The sequence below is a fragment of the Bacillus sp. CH140a_4T genome (genome assembly GCF_008923725.1).
In the GTDB taxonomy this organism is placed as follows: Bacteria; Bacillota; Bacilli; order Bacillales; family Bacillaceae_G; genus Bacillus_A.
Genome location: NZ_WBPF01000023.1, coordinates 43,174 through 61,468, shown reverse-complemented (window position 1 = coordinate 61,468; position 18,295 = coordinate 43,174). Strand labels below are relative to the sequence as shown.

Annotated in this window: 20 protein-coding genes and 1 pseudogene; 15 read left to right on the top strand and 6 right to left on the bottom strand. The window is 35.3% G+C overall.

Annotated elements, in window-relative coordinates:
* Positions 1 to 126: 126 nt before the first annotated feature.
* Genes pdaA through truA form a run of 4 tightly spaced genes read left to right on the top strand, consistent with a single transcriptional unit; the run spans position 127 to position 4,016 of the window.
* Entirely contained in the window at positions 127 to 909 is a 783-nt protein-coding gene (pdaA, locus tag F8162_RS28185) for a delta-lactam-biosynthetic de-N-acetylase (RefSeq protein WP_151631882.1), read from the top strand.
* Between the two features lie 59 nt (positions 910 to 968).
* Positions 969 to 1,832, top strand: a complete 864-nt coding sequence (locus tag F8162_RS28180; RefSeq protein ID WP_151631880.1) for a DNA-3-methyladenine glycosylase family protein — start codon at positions 969 to 971, stop codon at positions 1,830 to 1,832.
* A 10-nt stretch (positions 1,833 to 1,842) separates the two neighbouring features.
* Complete coding sequence (gene rlmD / locus F8162_RS28175) at positions 1,843 to 3,222, top strand: 23S rRNA (uracil(1939)-C(5))-methyltransferase RlmD (RefSeq protein ID WP_151631878.1); 1,380 nt, start codon at positions 1,843 to 1,845, stop codon at positions 3,220 to 3,222.
* A 56-nt stretch (positions 3,223 to 3,278) separates the two neighbouring features.
* On the top strand, positions 3,279 to 4,016 hold the full coding sequence (truA, locus tag F8162_RS28170; RefSeq protein ID WP_151631876.1) for a tRNA pseudouridine(38-40) synthase TruA: 738 nt from the start codon (positions 3,279 to 3,281) through the stop codon (positions 4,014 to 4,016).
* Between the two features lie 42 nt (positions 4,017 to 4,058).
* Here truA and F8162_RS28165 read toward each other — a convergent pair whose 3' ends face one another.
* The 3 genes from F8162_RS28165 to F8162_RS28155 form a co-directional block, all read right to left on the bottom strand.
* Complete coding sequence (locus F8162_RS28165; protein WP_151631874.1) at positions 4,059 to 4,403, bottom strand: DUF4064 domain-containing protein; 345 nt, start codon at positions 4,401 to 4,403, stop codon at positions 4,059 to 4,061.
* Positions 4,404 to 4,700: 297 nt separating this feature from the next.
* Positions 4,701 to 4,898, bottom strand: a complete 198-nt coding sequence (locus F8162_RS28160) for a hypothetical protein (protein ID WP_048527886.1) — start codon at positions 4,896 to 4,898, stop codon at positions 4,701 to 4,703.
* 158 nt (positions 4,899 to 5,056) lie between these two features.
* Positions 5,057 to 6,460, bottom strand: a complete 1,404-nt coding sequence (locus F8162_RS28155; protein WP_151631872.1) for a sigma-54 interaction domain-containing protein — start codon at positions 6,458 to 6,460, stop codon at positions 5,057 to 5,059.
* Between the two features lie 273 nt (positions 6,461 to 6,733).
* Between F8162_RS28155 and F8162_RS28150 the strand changes: the two genes are divergently transcribed.
* The 3 genes from F8162_RS28150 (at position 6,734) to F8162_RS28140 (ending at position 10,044) form a co-directional block, all read left to right on the top strand.
* On the top strand, positions 6,734 to 6,988 hold the full coding sequence (locus tag F8162_RS28150; protein WP_000859483.1) for a biotin/lipoyl-containing protein: 255 nt from the start codon (positions 6,734 to 6,736) through the stop codon (positions 6,986 to 6,988).
* Positions 6,989 to 7,239: 251 nt separating this feature from the next.
* On the top strand, positions 7,240 to 8,661 hold the full coding sequence (locus tag F8162_RS28145) for an amino acid permease (protein ID WP_151631871.1): 1,422 nt from the start codon (positions 7,240 to 7,242) through the stop codon (positions 8,659 to 8,661).
* Positions 8,662 to 8,769: 108 nt separating this feature from the next.
* Positions 8,770 to 10,044: an acetylornithine deacetylase gene (locus F8162_RS28140; protein ID WP_151631869.1), complete on the top strand. Its 1,275-nt coding sequence runs from the start codon at positions 8,770 to 8,772 to the stop codon at positions 10,042 to 10,044.
* 99 nt (positions 10,045 to 10,143) lie between these two features.
* Here F8162_RS28140 and F8162_RS28135 read toward each other — a convergent pair whose 3' ends face one another.
* A complete protein-coding gene (locus F8162_RS28135; protein WP_151631867.1) occupies positions 10,144 to 10,797 on the bottom strand; it encodes a helix-turn-helix domain-containing protein in 654 nt (217 codons plus the stop codon).
* A gap of 130 nt (positions 10,798 to 10,927) precedes the next feature.
* On the opposite strand from F8162_RS28135, the gene F8162_RS28130 reads away from it, so the two are divergent.
* Both F8162_RS28130 and F8162_RS28955 read left to right on the top strand, forming a co-directional pair.
* Complete coding sequence (locus tag F8162_RS28130) at positions 10,928 to 11,539, top strand: manganese efflux pump (RefSeq protein ID WP_151631866.1); 612 nt, start codon at positions 10,928 to 10,930, stop codon at positions 11,537 to 11,539.
* 115 nt (positions 11,540 to 11,654) lie between these two features.
* Positions 11,655 to 11,813: a hypothetical protein gene (locus F8162_RS28955; RefSeq protein WP_192797682.1), complete on the top strand. Its 159-nt coding sequence runs from the start codon at positions 11,655 to 11,657 to the stop codon at positions 11,811 to 11,813.
* A gap of 21 nt (positions 11,814 to 11,834) precedes the next feature.
* On the opposite strand, the gene F8162_RS28125 is transcribed toward F8162_RS28955, so the two are convergent.
* Together F8162_RS28125 and glsA are read right to left on the bottom strand one after the other, a co-directional pair.
* Positions 11,835 to 12,176 carry a DUF3969 family protein gene (locus F8162_RS28125; protein WP_000766603.1) on the bottom strand — a complete coding sequence of 114 codons (342 nt, stop codon included), beginning with the start codon at positions 12,174 to 12,176 and terminating at the stop codon, positions 11,835 to 11,837.
* A 175-nt stretch (positions 12,177 to 12,351) separates the two neighbouring features.
* Entirely contained in the window at positions 12,352 to 13,281 is a 930-nt protein-coding gene (gene glsA, locus F8162_RS28120; RefSeq protein ID WP_151631864.1) for a glutaminase A, read from the bottom strand.
* A 69-nt stretch (positions 13,282 to 13,350) separates the two neighbouring features.
* On the opposite strand from glsA, the pseudogene F8162_RS29530 reads away from it, so the two are divergent.
* The 6 genes and pseudogenes from F8162_RS29530 (at position 13,351) to F8162_RS28090 (ending at position 18,282) form a co-directional block, all read left to right on the top strand.
* Positions 13,351 to 13,463: pseudogene (locus F8162_RS29530) on the top strand (transcriptional regulator).
* 141 nt (positions 13,464 to 13,604) lie between these two features.
* The gene (gene nagE / locus F8162_RS28110) at positions 13,605 to 15,107 is read left to right on the top strand and encodes an N-acetylglucosamine-specific PTS transporter subunit IIBC (protein ID WP_151631862.1); all 1,503 of its coding nucleotides are present in this window, start codon (positions 13,605 to 13,607) and stop codon (positions 15,105 to 15,107) included.
* A gap of 252 nt (positions 15,108 to 15,359) precedes the next feature.
* Positions 15,360 to 16,601: a serine hydrolase domain-containing protein gene (locus F8162_RS28105; protein ID WP_151631860.1), complete on the top strand. Its 1,242-nt coding sequence runs from the start codon at positions 15,360 to 15,362 to the stop codon at positions 16,599 to 16,601.
* 83 nt (positions 16,602 to 16,684) lie between these two features.
* Positions 16,685 to 17,500: a sugar ABC transporter ATP-binding protein gene (locus tag F8162_RS28100; RefSeq protein ID WP_151631859.1), complete on the top strand. Its 816-nt coding sequence runs from the start codon at positions 16,685 to 16,687 to the stop codon at positions 17,498 to 17,500.
* Positions 17,501 to 17,669: 169 nt separating this feature from the next.
* Positions 17,670 to 18,071, top strand: coding sequence for a DUF2642 domain-containing protein (locus F8162_RS28095; protein ID WP_151631857.1), 402 nt, complete (start codon positions 17,670 to 17,672; stop codon positions 18,069 to 18,071).
* 16 nt (positions 18,072 to 18,087) lie between these two features.
* Complete coding sequence (locus tag F8162_RS28090) at positions 18,088 to 18,282, top strand: hypothetical protein (RefSeq protein WP_061685930.1); 195 nt, start codon at positions 18,088 to 18,090, stop codon at positions 18,280 to 18,282.
* Positions 18,283 to 18,295 lie beyond the last annotated feature (13 nt).

The following is an 18,295-nucleotide window of genomic DNA, read 5'->3' as shown; positions in this document are numbered from 1 at the left end:
ACAAAAATGCATCTCGAATCATTCGAGATGCATTTTTTTGGTATATATAGAAAAACATGTTCAGCATGAAAGAATGCACAGCAACAGAAACTACAAGTACGATTATATATGGAAAGGAGACTATTTATGAAATATAAATGGTTATATATCGGTCTCATTTTTTCAATTATGATGGCACTTGTTCCAGTTTCGGCATTAGCTTATACAAATACTCCACATAACTGGGGGATTCCGCGTCCTAAAAATGAAACAGTACCAGATGCAGGAAAGTTATATACAGATTTACTACAAAAAAATGGCGGTTTTTATTTAGGCGATACGAAGAAAAAAGATATTTATTTAACATTTGATAATGGATATGAGAATGGATACACAGGGAAAATCTTAGACGTATTAAAAGAGAAAAAAGTACCAGCCACTTTCTTTGTAACGGGGCATTACATTAAAACACAAAAAGATTTATTGTTAAGAATGAAGGATGAAGGACACATTATTGGAAACCATTCGTGGAGTCACCCTGATTTCACAGCGGTAAATGATGAGAAACTTCGTGAAGAATTAACGAGTGTAACGGAAGAAATTAAAAAAGTAACTGGGCAAAAAGAAGTGAAATATGTACGTCCTCCGCGCGGCGTATTTAGTGAAAGAACGTTAGCTCTTACGAAAGAAATGGGTTACTATAATGTATTTTGGTCACTTGCATTTTTAGATTGGAAAGTAGATGAACAAAGAGGATGGCAATATGCGCATAATAATGTTATGACGATGATTCATCCAGGATCTATTTTATTACTTCATGCAATATCAAAAGATAATGCAGAAGCACTTGCAAAAATCATTGATGATTTGCGCGAGAAAGGGTATGATTTTAAAAGTCTAGATGACTTAGTAAAAAGCAATCAACCGTAAGCATGTATGCTTGCGGTTTTCTCATGCTATAATGATGTGTAAAAAGGATGGGGAAACGTATGTGGAGCGAACATGTTACGTTGGAGTATCCGTATCATTTTGAAGAAGTGTTAAAACGTTTATCTTTTGATCCTCTTAACGTCATTCAATTAGATGAGAAAGTTATTTATGTCCCGATTTGTATAGACGAGGAACAGATTGTTGTTCGCTTGCAAGGGATTGGTACTGTTCAAAATCCACAGTTTTGGATTTCTAGTCAGACAGGAGATCCAGAGAAAGTCATGAAACGAATGAGAGCCATTTTTCATTGGAATGAACCGTTTCAAGATATACAAACTCATTTTTTAAACACATCATTACGTCCACTATTTGAAACATATGCTTATACTCCAATTATTTTAGAGTTTGATTATTTTGCTTGTCTTCTTCGCTGTATCATTCATCAACAAATAAATTTGAAATTTGCTACTGTGTTAACAGAAAAGTTTGTGAAACGATATGGAACAGAGAAGAACGGTGTATTCTTTTTCCCCACTCCAGAAATAGTAGCAAATATTTCAATAGAGGAATTGAGAGAGCAGAAGTTTAGTCAGCGAAAGGCTGAATATATAGTAGGATTAGGTCGAAGTATTGTCAGCGGTACATTAAATTTAGCGAGTATAGAAACCAGGGCGGAAGAAGAGGTTTCAGCACAATTGTTACCAATTAGGGGGATTGGTACATGGACAGTGCAAAATTTTTTAATGTTTGGGCTTGGACGGAAAAATATGTTTCCGAAAGCGGACATTGGGATTCAGCGTGCAGTGCAAGGTGTATTTCAATTAGATGATAAACCTGATGATGCATTTTTAGAAAAAGTGAAACAAGAGTGTGAACCATACTGCAGTTATGCAGCGTTATATTTATGGAAAAGTATAGAGTAGAGGTGTAATAATGATACAAAAGCAACATGAGAGTAAGTTGGAAGTTGGTCAAACGTTTCCTGTGACAATTAAACGTCTTGGGATTAACGGAGAAGGCGTTGGTTATTTTAAGAGACAAGTTGTTTTCATTCCAGGGGCATTACCAGGGGAAGAAGTTGTTGCAGAAACAACGAAAATTCAGCGTGGCTTCGCTGAAGCGAAAGTGAAAAAAGTTCGTAAAGCTTCACCGCATCGTGTGAAAGCACCATGTCCGGTATATGAAGAGTGTGGCGGTTGTCAGCTGCAACATTTAGATTATAAAGAACAATTAAATCAAAAGCGTGATATCGTTGTACAAGCATTTGAGAAGTATATGAACAACAGTTTGGAAGAAAAAATTCGTCCAACGCTTGGTATGGAAAATCCATGGCATTATCGTAATAAGAGTCAATTACAAGTAGGACGTAAAGACGAAAAGGTTATTACAGGGCTGTATAAACAAAACTCACATCAGTTAATTGATATTGCTCACTGTATGATTCAACATAAAGCAACGAATGAAGCGACAAAAGTTGTAAAACGTATATTAGAAAAATTAAATGTTTCTATTTATAATGAGAAAAAGCAAAAAGGTTTAGTACGTACAATTGTGACACGTACTGCAGTGCAAACAGGGGAAGTACAAGTTACACTTATTACAACAAAAGAAGAACTGCCAAATAAGGAGCAGTTTATCGCAGAAGTACAAAAGCAGATGCCAGCTGTAAAATCAATTATGCAAAATGTAAACTGGCGTAAAACATCTGTTATTTTCGGTGATAAAACATTTAAATTAGCTGGAAAAGAAGTAATTCAAGAAACACTAGGTGATTTATCATTTGAATTATCAGCACGTGCATTCTTCCAGTTAAATCCAGAACAAACGGTTGTTTTATACGATGAAGCGAAAAAAGCAGCTGCTTTAACAGGCGATGAGAAGATTGTAGATGCGTATTGTGGTGTTGGTACAATCGGTCTTTGGCTTGCAAATGATGCAGCGGAAGTACGTGGTATGGATGTAATTCCAGAAGCGATTGAAGATGCAAGAAAAAATGCGAAGCGTCACGGATTTACAAATACGAAATATGAAGCAGGTAAAGCTGAACAATGGTTACCGAAATGGGTAAAAGAAGGATGGCGTCCAGATGTAATTGTTGTCGATCCACCTCGTACAGGTTGCGATGATAAATTACTGGAAACAATTTTAAAAGTGAAACCAAAACAAGTTGTTTACGTATCTTGTAATCCTTCTTCATTAGCACGTGATGTACAAGCATTAATGAAGAGTTATGAAGTGGAATATGTACAACCAGTTGATATGTTCCCACATACAGCTCATGTAGAAAATGTAGTGAAGCTTGTTAGAAAGTAAAGTTTATTCATATTCCCTCACGATATGAGGGAATATTTTCTATGAAGGAGAGTAAAATGATTAATTATAAATTAACGATTCAGTACGATGGTGCACGTTTTAAAGGATGGCAACGTCTAGGTAATAACGATAATACGATTCAAGGAAAAATCGAAAGTGTCATATCTGAAATGGTCGGAAAAGAAATTGAAATTATCGGTTGTAGTAGAACAGACGCTGGTGTGCATGCTTTGAATCAAGTTGCTAACTTTCAAAGTGATGAGAAGTTAGTGGAACATAAAGTGAAAAAATATTTGAATCAATATTTACCAAATGATATTAGCATTACGAACGTAGAAGAAGTTCAAGATCGCTTCCATGCTCGTTACAATTCTAAAGCAAAAACATATCTTTATAAAATTTGGAATGAAGAGCATACGAATCCGTTTATGCGTAAATACAGCATGCACGTGAATAAAAAATTAAATGTGAAAAACATGAAAGAAGCTGCGAAACATTTAGTTGGTTCACATGACTTTACTGCTTTTTCAAATGCGAAATCAAAGAAAAAGTCTATGGTTCGAGAAGTATATACACTTGAAGTGATGGAAGAGGCAGGATTCGTACAAATTAGAGTAAGTGGTAACGGATTCCTTCATAATATGGTGCGCAAAATTGTTGGAGCATTAATTGAAGTTGGATTAGGACAATTAGATGCGGACGCAATCCCAAATATTTTAGAGGAAAAACAACGTAATCAAATTAATTGTCTTGCTGAGGCGAGTGGTTTGTATTTGGAGAATGTTGAGTTTTAAAAGATATGGATATGAAAAAAAGCACTCATGTGAGTGCTTTTTTTATGCTGATGCAGCCGTTTTATCTTTTCGGAAAATCCCCATTAATCCTCCGATTAATAATAAAACACCGGGTAATAAGTAAATAACAGAAATACAAATAAATCCGCCAATAGCAGCGATTGTCATCATAATACCACCTGCTTTAGCTTTACTTTTAACCATAATGCATCCAACAATTCCTAAAATTGAAAGAGCTACAGCAGCCCAGCCTAAGCCAATAATTTGATTGGCTCCGTCAGCTTCAACTGCTGCTCCGACGCCGCCGATAAATAAAGCGATAAATGCACATAAAATCCCGAATATACCACCGATTAGTCCTAATACAAATTCTGTTGTTCTTTTCATAGTAACCACCTTTTAAAAAATATCTATTAGCTTTTTCATCCAACTCATAATTTGTTAGTTCAAACATAATTGAAGTTTATATAAATAATCTTCAATTATGTTGAAATGTCAGATTTAGAACTTATATGATAACAAACATAATGAATACTGAATGTCGAAATTTGTCGATGGAGTGAAAGAGTATTTATTCTGTATATAATCAATTTTAAATTAAGTTTTGAGGTAGAGGGAATATAAAGAAAAAACACGAGAGTAGTAAACATCTCGTGTTTAAATACGATAATTAACTTTGTCGGTTTAAGAAGATTTCTCTTTCTTCATACGTATCTTCAAATTCCAAAAAGCAGCAAGCATAATAGCTGCAAAGGAACCGCTAATTGTTGCTAATAGCTTTGCATAAGGATAGGTATTCATGTTAATGAGTAGCATCATACATAGAAGGGTAGGGAAGAAGGCTAAGTATTGTAATAACTTTAATCTTTTATCATTACTCATATATATCGTTCCTTTCTAGTATGTTATATGTTTATTGTAGCATATTTTACCAATTTATATTTACAATTGGAAGCAGATTTATTCTGCATTAACAGGCAATAAAAGTCCAATTGGTGAGGGGGGGACAAAACCTCCACAGATTAAAGCTTCACTTCATTTCATATGTGTAAATGCAATTTTTTAATTCGATATTGTAAGTTTTGCCTACTTAATCCCAAAAACTTTGCAGCCTGTGAGATATTACCGTGGTACTCTTTCAGAATTTGATTGATGTAGTTCTTCTCCATTGCCTCTATTGTGTGCTTTAACGTTTTAGGTGTATCAGCATCGTTATTAGTTAGGGAAGGTTGCATATTGAATTCTTTTTTTATTTGTTCACGAAAGCGAGTGGGAAGATGAAACGCTGTAATGATATTTTCATCTTCAACTAAATTCATCGAACCTTCAATGATATGTTCCAATTCTCGTACGTTTCCAGGCCAATCATATGCATACAAAAATTCTCTTACATGTACATCTAGATCCGTTACGCCAAGTCCAAATTGAATGTTGTACTTTTCGATAAAGTGCTGCACAAGATCAGGAATATCTTCTTTTCGTTCACGTAAAGGCGGAAGACATAAAGTAACGACGCTTAATCGGTAATATAAGTCTTCCCGTAATCGATTGTGTGTAATAGCTTCAAGAGGATCTTCATTAATAGTTGCTATAATACGAACATCAATTTCTTTTTCTTGTGTGCCTCCGATTCTTCGTATTGTTTTTTCTTGTATAGCTCGTAGTAACTTCGCTTGAAGAGCTGGACCTAATGAGTTGATCTCATCTAATAATAAAGTGCCTCCGTTTGCCTCTTCAAATAAACCAGCTTTATCGATGGCTCCTGTAAATGCACCTCGGTTCGTACCAAATAATAAGCTTTCCATGAGTGTATCAGGTATGGCGGCACAATTTTGTGAAATAAATGGTTTTGTTGAACGCTGACTTTCATTATGGATGCTTTGTGCAAATAGTTCTTTACCGGTTCCTGTTTCTCCTACGAGAAGTATGGATGAGGATGTGCGAATGACTCTCTTTGCTTCTGTAATGACGGATTGAATAGCACTAGAATCACCGATTATGTGATCAAAGGTAAACTTATTATTTTGTTTTCGAGAAAGGTTCGTTTTCATTGTTTGTTTGGAATGGCTAATCTCTGTTGAAATTTCAATAGCGCCTTTAATTTTTCCGTTTTCTATTATAGGGAAAGTGTTGTTAATCGTCGTAATTTCTTGTCCTTTATTGTTAAAATACGTTTGTTTTATATTTTTGTTTGTTTTTCCTAATTTTAATGCCTCTATAAGAGTACTATTTTTATTTTCTTCAAATGCGAATACTTCTAAAGGACTTTTATATAGCACATCTGAGCGTTCCATTGATTCAATTTCCATCATTTTGCGGTTATAGATAATCGTTTTACTTTCCTCATTAATAATATGAATCCCGATATCGAGCTCATTGAGTAAAGTTTCATATAGCATATTCATTTCAATGATCTGTTTAAAATTAATTTCTTCTGTACGCATAGATTATCTTCTCCTCATTTCACCCTATGAAGACTGACTTTTTATAATTTTATTAAAATTCTTATAAAATCGCAAAATTTTTTTGCTATTTTCCTTTTAAAACTTCTAAAATGATAGAAAAATTTTGCGGTTATGAAGATTTTTTTTGAGAAACCTTCATTTTAAATAGGAATTGGAGATTGGTACGCATTTTGCATAAATAATAGTTGAAATCTCTAAAGGAGGGATATGCAACGTTTCAGTAGCAATTAATAAGAAGGAGGAGTTTATAAAGTGAAGACGGTTATAGAAGGCGTGTATAGTCCTTGTTACGGGAAAGTAGAGAAGCTATTTGTTGCGGAAAGTTCATACGTATACGAGTGGGAGAAATTAGCGTTAATTGAAACAATAGATAAACAGAAAGTAGAAATTAAGGTAGGAATCAGTGGGTATATCGAATCATTAGAAGTAGTAGAAGGACAAGCTATCGCTGATAAAAAGTTATTAATAACAGTGAGGGATGATCTTTTAATAACAGGTAGTGATTAATCTATGTATTTTGCTCTTTTCAATAATTATTTTTATCCCGCATTAATGGGCAGTAAGACCCCCCACCTCAAAATTCAGCGAAAGCAAAGAAGTTAGATGGGGGATCAACTGCCCATAAAAGCCCGATTGGTTCAACTAATAATCAGTGGGGGATGAAGAAAATCCCCACTGATTAAAGTTTCACTTTATTATGAATGATTTTAAAAACGCTTACATGAAATGGGTTTCCAAAGGAAAAAGGGGGGATTTATATGATGGATCAAAACCAAGGATTAAAACGGGAATTGAAAAGCAGGCACATATTTATGATTGCACTTGGAGGAGTTATTGGTACCGGTCTTTTTTTAGGGTCTGGGTATACAATTCATGAAGCTGGGCCTGGAGGAGCGATTGTAGCGTATCTTGTTGGAGGGTTTGTTATGTATTTAACGATGCTCTGTCTAGGAGAGTTAGCTGTTGCGATGCCCGACGCAGGATCTTATCAAACGTATGCTACGAAGCACATTTCCCCTGCAGCGGGTTATGTAGTTGGATGGATGTCGTGGTTAAACTGGTCTGCTACGATAGGTATTGAACTGATTGCAGTTAGTATTTTAATGAAACGATGGTTTCCTGATGTACCGTCATGGATTTGGTGTGTAGTGTTTGCGGTGCTTCTCTTTGCTATTAATGCGTTATCTTCAAGAAGTTTTGCAGAAGTTGAATTTTGGTTTGCAAGTATTAAAGTCATTACAATCATTGCATTTATTATTTTAGGCGGGGCAGCAATGTTTGGTTTTCTAGATATGAAAGGAAATGAACCAGCACCGATGTTCTCTAGCTTTACTGATTATGGTGGGGTGTTTCCAAATGGATTATCAGCCATTTTAATTACGATGATTGCAGTTAATTTTTCCTTCCAAGGAACGGAACTAGTTGGTATTGCAGCTGGAGAGAGTGAAAATCCAGAGAAAACGATCCCGAAGGCAATTAATAATACAGTTTGGCGTATACTTGTGTTCTTTGTATTATCTATTTTCATTCTTGCGGGATTATTCCCATGGCAGCAAGCAGGAGTGATAGAAAGTCCATTCGTAGTTGTCTTTGATAAAATTGGTATTCCTTATGCAGCTGATATTATCAATTTCGTTATTATTACAGCGGTTCTATCCGTTGCGAATTCAGGATTATATGCAACTTCTCGTATGCTATGGTCTATGTCTAATCAAGGAATGATTAGTCCAATTTTCGGTAAGTTATCTAAAAATGGTGTTCCTATTTATGCATTGATTGTAAGTACAATTGTAGGTTGCCTTTCATTACTATCAGGTATTTATGCGGAAGATACAGTTTATTTATGGCTACTTTCTATTGCCGGGTTCGGGGCGATATTAGTTTGGGCATCTATTGCTCTATCTAACTTATTGGCTAGAAGGTCATACATTAAGCAGGGCAGGGATGTGAAGGACTTGAAATTTAAAACACCGCTGTATCCATTCGTACCATTGCTTGCGTTAGTATTAAATGTAACAGTAATTGTTGGTATGGCTTTTATTCCAGAACAAAGAATGGCATTATATTGTGGTATTCCATTTATGATTGTTTGTTTACTGTTTTACCGTGCGACAAGAAATAGGGCACGTAAGGTAGAACATATTAAAAAAGCAAATACAACAGAGGCAGAAAGTTTATAAATATATTAGAAACTTATGCTAAAAAAAGAGACTGTAAAATTGTAAACAGTCTCTTTTTTTGTGAAAATAAAGCTGGGAACATACTACGTATGCAAAGGGGAATGAGCGATGAAGCAAGAAGTTTCACAGCTGTTAAAACAAATAGATTTAAGGAAAGAGGAATTACTAGAACTTACAAAAACATTAATTCGTTTTGAAACACCAGCACCGCCGGCGAGAAATACAAATGAGGCGCAAGAATTTGTTGCCCATTTTCTAAGAAAACGAAATTTTAGTGTAGATAAATGGGATGTATATCCGAATGACCCGAACGTTGTTGGGATGAAAAAAGGAATAGAAAGTGACACACATAAAAGTCTTATTATTAATGGACATATGGATGTAGCTGAAGTGTCAGCAGATGAGGCGTGGGAGACTAATCCGTTTGAGCCTTTTATAAAAGATGGTTGGTTAGTTGGGCGGGGTGCGGCAGATATGAAAGGTGGACTGGCTGGGGCACTATTTGCTATTCAGCTTTTACAAGAAGCCGACATTGAATTACCTGGAGATTTAATCGTTCAATCCGTAATTGGAGAAGAAGTTGGAGAGGCAGGTACACTTCAATGCTGCAAAAGAGGTTATGATGCTGATTTTGCAATCGTAGTGGATACGAGTGATTTGCGTATGCAAGGGCAGGGTGGCGTAATTACTGGATGGATTACTGTGAAAAGCCCTCAGACGTTTCATGATGCAACCCGCAGGCAAATGATTCATGCTGGAGGACGTTTATTCGGAGCGAGTGCGATTGAAAAAATGATGAAGGTTGTGCAAAGTTTACAAGAGTTAGAGCGTCATTGGGCAGTCATGAAAACATATGAAGGCTATCCATCTGGAACAACAACGATTAATCCAGCTGTTATTGAAGGCGGACGGCATGCAGCGTTTATTGCGGATGAGTGCCGATTATGGATAACGGTGCACTTCTATCCGAATGAAACACATGAACAAATAATAAAAGAAATTGAAGAATTTATTGGGAAAGTAGCGGCTGCCGATCCATGGTTAAGTGAAAATCCACCACAATTTAAGTGGGGCGGAGAATCAATGATTGTGGATCGTGGCGAAATTTTTCCTTCTTTAGAAGTGGATAGTGAACATGCAGCAGTAAAAACGCTTAGCTCAGTACACGAATCAATTCTATCTAAAAATGCAATTTTAGATATGTCTGCAACGGTAACGGACGGTGGTTGGTTTAGTGAATTTCATATTCCAGCTGTTATTTACGGACCTGGTACATTAGAAGAAGCTCATTCAATAAATGAGAAAGTTGAAGTAGAACAGTTAATTGAATTTACAAAAGTAATAACAGCGTTTATATATGAATGGTGTCATACGAAAAAATAGATTAGTATGTTGAAATCGTACAGGTATGTATACTTGTACGATTTTTTAGTGAACTATTTCAGGGTTGAACAGAAACAACTGAAATAGTTCTTTATATTTCTATGTCTTTCGTTTTAGTTTAATTAATTTCTCTTTCGCTAATTCAACAGCAATTGCATCATCTAAATAGCCAATCGGAAAGAGATAATCGGGGATAATGTCTGTTGATAAAATGAAATACAATAATGCGCCTCCGAGAACTGCCCGCTCGTCTTTTCGAATCGTTTCATTGCAAAATTGTTGATACATATCCGTTAATTGCTCAATGAAAGGACCAGCGCTATCAATTTGTTCTAGCTTGCTCGCGAAACTTTCATGAATACGTTTTTCACCTTCTGTTGTCTGAGCATAGCGTTCATAGTTTTCAAGTTCTTGTTTTACGCGAGTTGTTGTATAGTCGAAATCGAATAAGTTAGAGGATTGCAGCGTTTGCTGAATTGTATCAAGAGATGTGTACATATCCGTCTTTTCTTTATTAATGTGAGGAGAATCAGGATACATTTCATCAAATAACAATTGGGGTGGAACTTGCAGACATTCTGCAAATTTTTGTAGATGTTTTTGTTTTGGTGGTTGTTTACCATTCATAATTCTTGAGATTGTTGCGGGATCAATATTTGTAAGCATTCCTAATTGGCGCATGGATAAGGCACGTTCTTTTAAAAGTTTTTTTATTAATGTACTAAGCCGCTCATTTGGATTTTCTTTAGGCATAGTGAAGGCACTCCTTTTTTATTGTTGAAAAAATGTTGAGCATTTATTACATGTATATGAAACAGACAGGCACAGTTGCTCAACATTTTCATAATATGCATGGAAAAGTGAGAAAAAGGGGTGGCTGTTTATGAGTACGGCAGGTCTATTTTCAATTTTTTTAATCGGGATTGCTTCTAATTTAGATAATGCAGGTGTTGGGATTGCATATGGCATTCGTAAAATTCGAATTTCGTGGCTTAACAATTTTATCATCGCATTTTTTGGGTTTTTATTTACTTTATTAGCTGGCTTTTTGGGGAACTGGATAGCGCTATTTATTTCAGAGTTTACTGCAAACCTAATTGGAGCAATTGTTTTAGGTATAATCGGTGTATTCGTTTTGTGCCAGCCTTTCTTGGGGCAAAGAAATACTGTAGGTTCTAAAGATGGTAATATACTTATGGGCATTTTACGTGATCCAGAAAAAGCAGATTTTGATGGTTCTAAAACAATTAGTTTTTCAGAAGCAATTGTTTTAGGGATTGCGTTGTCTATTAATAATATCGCAGGTGGATTTGATGCTGGGGTAACAAACTTGAATCTATGGCTTACAGCAACTATTTCTGGGGTGTTTAGTTTTATTTGTATTAGTGGTTTTACGTATGTAGGAAAACGATTTTTAGCAGAATACTTAGGGAAATGGGCTACTGTTATTGCGGGTGTACTATTAATTCTTATTGGAATTGATCAGCTGTTGTAAGGAGAACAGAAAACAATGTTCGAGTATTTCCTTGGGAATACGGCAAAGGATTGCATATATCGACGTACTTTTCTCCATACTAATACGGATTTCTTTTAAAGAAAGGGGGATCCGTATGGGACGAGGAAAAGCATTTGATCATAAGAAAAAAGGGCATGACCATCAACAGCCTAAAGGTGCGTTCGTTCATAAAGATGTAAATGAACATACTTTAGAAGAGGAAGAGCTACCAGTAAATATTGAGACGTATAAAAATAGTTTGAAAAAACATTAAAAGCACCTACATAGGTGCTTTTTAGCGTATATCTTCAATTAGTTGTTCAGATTCTTCGTGCATGCTGTATTCACTTAAAACTTGAATGCAAAGCCACTTTAATTCTTCGATCGTATGTTCAAGTTCTTCAGGAAGTACATGATGAATGTCTTCAAGTCCCATTCCGAAATGAATAAGTTCAAGTACTTGATCATCGATGTTTCGATCCATTAGTAGTTCAAGTACTTCTAAATTGAATATGTATCGGTGAGCTTCATCGAGTGAAACCACTTTTAACTTTAGGCTTTCTACAATACTCAATATAAAAAGAAGAATTGTTTTTTCAAGAACAGGCTGTTTTCCCATTTGAAATATTAGTTTCATCTTTCGCACCTCCACATATAGCGCTAGGTTGTACTATACTATTCAGGAGAGGGGAGCAAATATGCATGATATAGAGAAACTTTCAGTACGGTTTTTGTAAGGGGATTGATAGCAGATAAAATTAAGGTATTTATGAAATGAAAAAATCCTGCTAGTATAGCAGGATAACTCTGAATTAAAAAATGCTCCATCCTTCTTGAGCAGAAAGAAGTTCAAGAATTTTAAAACCAGCGATACTATTTCCGTTTGCATCTAAAGCCGGTCCGAAAAGACCAATTCCCATTTCTCCTTTTACGCAGCCGAAAATGCCACCAGCTACACCACTTTTTGCGGGGATACCAACGCGAATCGCAAATTCACCAGACTCGTTATACATACCGCATGTAACCATAAATGTTTTACAGATTTTTGTAATATGTTTAGGGATAATTTGTTTTTTCTTATATGGATCATAGCCATCCATCGCAAAAATTAAGCCGATACGTGCTAAATCGATACAGTTTACTTCAACTGCACATTGACGAGTGTATAAATCCATAAGTTCTTCAATATCACAATCGATAATTCCGTTTTGTTTCATATAGTAACAAAGTGAACGGTTTAAGTAAGCTGTCTCTAATTCTGAATTGGCAACTTTAGAAGAATAATTAATAGTAGGATTATCTGTTATTTCACGTACAAAATGAAGGATGCGCTCCATTTTTGCTTCATTATCGTTTCCTGCTAACATGCTTGTAATAGCTAGTGCTCCTGCATTAATCATTGGATTAAGTGGCTTAGAAGGACTTGTCGTTTCTAACTTAATAATAGAATTAAATGGATCGCCAGTCGGCTCCATTCCAACTTTAGAAAATACATATTCTTCACCACGATCTAAAAGGGCAAGTGCAAGTGTAATTACTTTTGAAATACTTTGAAGAGTAAATAGTGTCTGTGAGTTGCCAGCATGGATGTATTCTGTTTCTTTATGGAAAATGGCAATCCCTAAATCATCTGGATTTGCATTTCCTAGTTCGGGGATATAAGTAGCAAGCTTTCCTTTTTTCGTATATGGTTTTACTTGTTCTAACAACTGTTGTAAGTTGTTTGTTTCAATGCACTGCATAGTACCAACGCTCCTATTTCGAATTAACTACGTTTACTTTTCCCGATATGCTCGGAAATAAATAATAACATGAAAAAGTGGAATGATAAAACGAAAGTTACATGTTCTATAGTAGGTATTTCGTTTCGAGTATTCTATATTAAAAAGGATAATTTTCCTTTTATATAACAGTTTGGAAATAGGAGATTTATCCATAAAAAATTCAAAAATAAAAACTACACATCTATACAACTATATGTTATTATGGTTATGTAAATAGAAAGCGTTTTCTAAGGCGTACTTATAATGATAACGATTTCATAAATTTGATAGGGGGAATTAAAATGTTGCAGTTTCTACAACGTATTGGTAAAGCATTAATGCTTCCAATCGCCGTACTACCAGCAGCAGGATTATTGCTTCGTTTAGGGCAACCAGATGTATTTGATATTCCTGTTATGGCACAGGCCGGTGCAGCAGTTTTTGATAATTTAGCACTTATTTTTGCAATTGGTATTGCAATCGGTCTTTCAGTTGATGGTAGTGGTGCAGCAGGTCTTGCAGGTGCAATTGGTTATCTAGTTATGAAAAACAGTATTGATGCACTTAGTAAGGGATATTCTACTGTAGAATTACAAGATAAATTAGGCAAAGTTCAAGATTTAATAGGTAATAGCGCTAATGTAGATCCATCTAAGCTTGCAGATACAATGACACAGGTATCTAAGGCAGCCGAATTATCGACTAAAGTGGATATGAAAGTTTTAGGTGGTATTATTGTCGGTGTTATAGCAGGACTTCTTTATAATAAATTCCATAAGATTAAACTTCCAGAATGGTTAGGGTTCTTTGCTGGAAAACGTTTCGTTCCGATTGTTACATCGGTTGTGATGTTACTATTAGGAATTCTATTCGCACAAATTTGGCCAGCAATTCAAAATGCTATCGATGCATTAGCTCATGGAATTGTTAATTTAGGTGCAGTTGGTTCAGGTCTATTTGGTTTATTAAATCGTCTATTGATTCCAATCGGTTTACACCACGTAATGAACACATACTTCTGGTTCGTACTTGGTGACTTTACAAATGCAGCAGGTAATGTTGTAAATGGTGATATTGCTCGCTTCCTTGCAGGAGATAAAACAGCGGGTATGTTTATGACTGGTTTCTTCCCAGTTATGATGTTCGGTTTACCAGCAGCATGTTTCGCAATGATTGCGGCTGCTAAACCAGAAAACCGTAAAATGGTTACAGGTATGTTAGGTGGTCTAGCATTAACTTCATTCTTAACTGGTATTACAGAACCAATTGAATTCTCATTCATGTTCTTATCACCAGTATTATATGGTATTCATGCTGTATTAACAGGTCTGTCTCTATTCATTACAACAACACTCGGCATTCACGATGGTTTCACATTTAGTGCCGGTGCAATCGATTACTTCTTAAACTTCGGTATTGCAACAAAACCAGTATTACTCGCGGGAGTCGGTTTAATTTACGCAGTAATTTATTTCGTTGTATTCTACTTCTTAATTAAGAAATTCGACCTAAAAACTCCTGGTCGTGAAGACGAAGAGGAACTAGCTGAAGGTGAAGAAGCTCCAGTTGCAGGTTCAATTGGTGAAACTTACGTAGCAGCTTTAGGTGGAAAAGAAAACTTAACAGTTATTGATAACTGTGCAACACGTCTACGCTTACAAGTGAAAGATGCTGGTCAAGTAAACGAAGCAGCATTAAAACGTGCGGGTGCAAAAGGTGTTATGAAATTAAGTAACACGAGTGTCCAAGTTATCGTAGGTACAAATGTTGAATCTGTTGCCGATGATATGAAAAAACACGTATAAATAATGAGATAAGAGGATATCCAAAAAGATTGATAACATCAATTTTTTAGAGGATATCCTCTTTTTTTGTTAACAATTTAATAGCAATCTTACTTTTATAAATTTTCTTTTTCTTTTTTATACATATAGGTTGGTAATATGTGCAGTGCGTGATAAAGTAGGGATGACATAGAATGGAGTATCCATAATCTACTAAAAAAAATCTTTAGTAGAGGGAGTAAATTATTGTTGAGTAAGGGGAAAAAAGCAATCATGGATCAGGAAAAAAATAATGCGAATGGGAAAGCACGTCGGCCGATTGTATACATAAAAAGAACAATCATTCTCGTCTTACTATTTTCAGTTGTATATTTCATGTATACAAAAATTGTTGCGGATAATAAGAAAGAAGAAACTTTAAAAGCAGCAGCAGAAATGAAGAAACAAGAAGAGCTAAAAAAGAAAGAAGAAAAAAAGAAGCAAGAAGCACAAAAACAAAAAGAGCAGGAAGAACAAGTGAAGCAAGCGCAAGCTGTGGAGAAGCCTGCTGAGGGACCACCTCAAGAAATTAATGAAAACGCTCAATTAGATCAATATTTACAAAACGTAGGATTTAGCGGGACGGCTGTTATTGTAAAGAACGGAAAAGTTCTTTTAAATAAGGGATACGGTATGGCGAACAAAGAGAAACAAGTACCGAATAATTCAGAGACAACTTTTTATATTGGATCTATTTCAAAGGCGTTTGTAGCAACTGCTATTATGCAATTAAAAGATCAAAATAAATTAAGCGTAGAGGATACGGTTGCAAAGTATATTTCAGATTTCCCTCAAGGGAATGGGATTCAGTTAAAACATTTATTAACACATACATCAGGAATTCCAGAGTATGAGCAGGGAACAGAGGATATTTCTCATGAAGAATTGATAAAACGAATAGGAAAGCAAAAGCGTGTTGGGAGTCCAGGAGAGAAATGGAAATATTCCGATTCGAACTATTCGATACTTGCTTACATCGCTGAGAAGGTAAGTGGACAACCGTTAGAAGAGTATATTAAACAACATATTTTTGCTACTGTGGGTATGAAACATTCTGGTTTCGGTAAAGCGTTAGAGCAAACAAGGTTTCCATCGACAGGTTATAAAATAGTAAATAACAATATGACAACACCGAATATTCCAAGTATGTCACAACTATATGGTTGCGGTGATATATATACAAGTGCACATGATTTATATTTATTTAATGAAGCGCTCTTCTCTGGAAAGTTAATTTCAAAAGAGAGCTATGATCAAATGTTTACGGGCGGAAAAAAAGATTACGGGTTTGGATGGTACATAGACCCAGGAAGTTATTCGAATCACGGTGTAATGCCAGGATGGAATTGTTTAAATGGATTTAGTAAAAACGGAAGTGTGTATGTTGTTTTATTATCTAACATTCAAAATAACATTAAATCATTTGGTAAAGTGAATAACGACATTTACACGATGTTGCGAAATATTGAAGTGTAAGAGGCTATCCTTTTGGATAGTCTTTTTTATTGAGGAAGTGCATGTGCAATGAGATAATAAAAAAATGGAAAAGGGGGAGGGATATGAGTATACACAGGCATCACGCACGTAATGCAAAACGCATTTTTTTTGTATCTGTCATTGTATGGATTATCGTTGCAATTGCATTATTGATGGAATATAAAAAAGGGACGCTATTCACTTCGCAGAAAGAAAATCTGAAATTAATAGGTGTTGTACTACCGGCATTTGGATTATTAATATATAGCTTTATAGAAAAACGAAGATCAAAAATGCTCAAACAGGAAAATTATAATATAGAGACTTCTGAATTATTGGAGCAACAAAAATTTGTTGTTCGCAAAGAGGTAGGAGTATTTCAAGTAATAACGTACTTTGGATTAGATGGTAGTGCAGTAGGTTTTTTAAAAGAAGAGTATGATTTTGTTATGCAACGTGTATGGCAAGCTGTACTTTCTTTTTTTGTTAAGGGACTACATAAGCAACAATTTTATTTATATAATCACTCGGGAGAAAGATTGTTGCGTGTTCAAAAGAAGATGGGAGTATGCAACTTCTATATTTTTTCCGATGTAGAGGGAAAGAAAATTGGAGAATTGAAACAAGTACTAAGTTTAACAAAGTGGGAATGGATCTTTTTAGGAGTGGATGGTAAAGAATTTGGTAAAGTGACTGGGGACCTTTCAGCAACAATGCAGAAAATAGATTGGCGAGATGGAACAAATATAGATGTGAAAGAAGATGGTATTCCGTTAGAAACTGTTAAGTATTTCTCAGCAAGCGGTGGTTCTCTTGTTACAGCTTCTATAAGTGAACAAGCAGAATTACCACAAGCGGTTTATTATAGCGTAGCTGCCATTGTTACAATTGAAAATTAAAATATATAAAAAGATAGATGGGATACCATCTATCTTTTTTATGTGACTAGAAAAGATTGTTTCTTTGAAAAATGTATGCCTTACCTATCACAAAAAAAGCCTGCTTTGTATACATTAAGATGTATGAATGTAATTTTTATATTTTAAAAAATAATAGGAGGAGAAGTGTATGTGTCTGTTCAAAAAATATTGGCATAAATTATCCCGATTATTTAATAGACAATTAAGCTATTTTTTAGATGACAAATTATTACCTGCTGTGGAACGGCTTTTATTTTCGCAAAACTTCGCAAGGTTTATTCAAAGAAATTCAAAGAAAGCTACGGAAGAATTTATTGAATCAAGTCAATTTCAATCTATTATTTGTAACATATTAAAAGAATGTAATGCATCACCGTTTAAAGAAATTGCAAAGCAATATTTAGGTAAAAACGTTGAAATTACTGTAACGGTTGGACAGTTAACGGGTGTGATTGTAGCGGTTGGGGATGATTTCTTAACACTGCAAGAAGGAATAGGGACAGAAGTTTTATTACCATTTACAAGTATTATATCAATTAAAGAAGCGTAAGAAAGGAGACTTATATATGTTATTTACTGATGAATTGCGTAACCATGTTGGTGAGCTAGTGCAAGTTGTGACAGCGGCCGAAATTGTTGCAGGTATTCTGTTATCTGTGACGGACGGGGCAGTAAGTGTTCGGACTTCTCCATCTTATGGACCACCGGAAGATGTAGTTGTGCGTATTCCTATTATTTCTTATGTTCGCTTGGAAGGGTAAGAGTGATACAAGT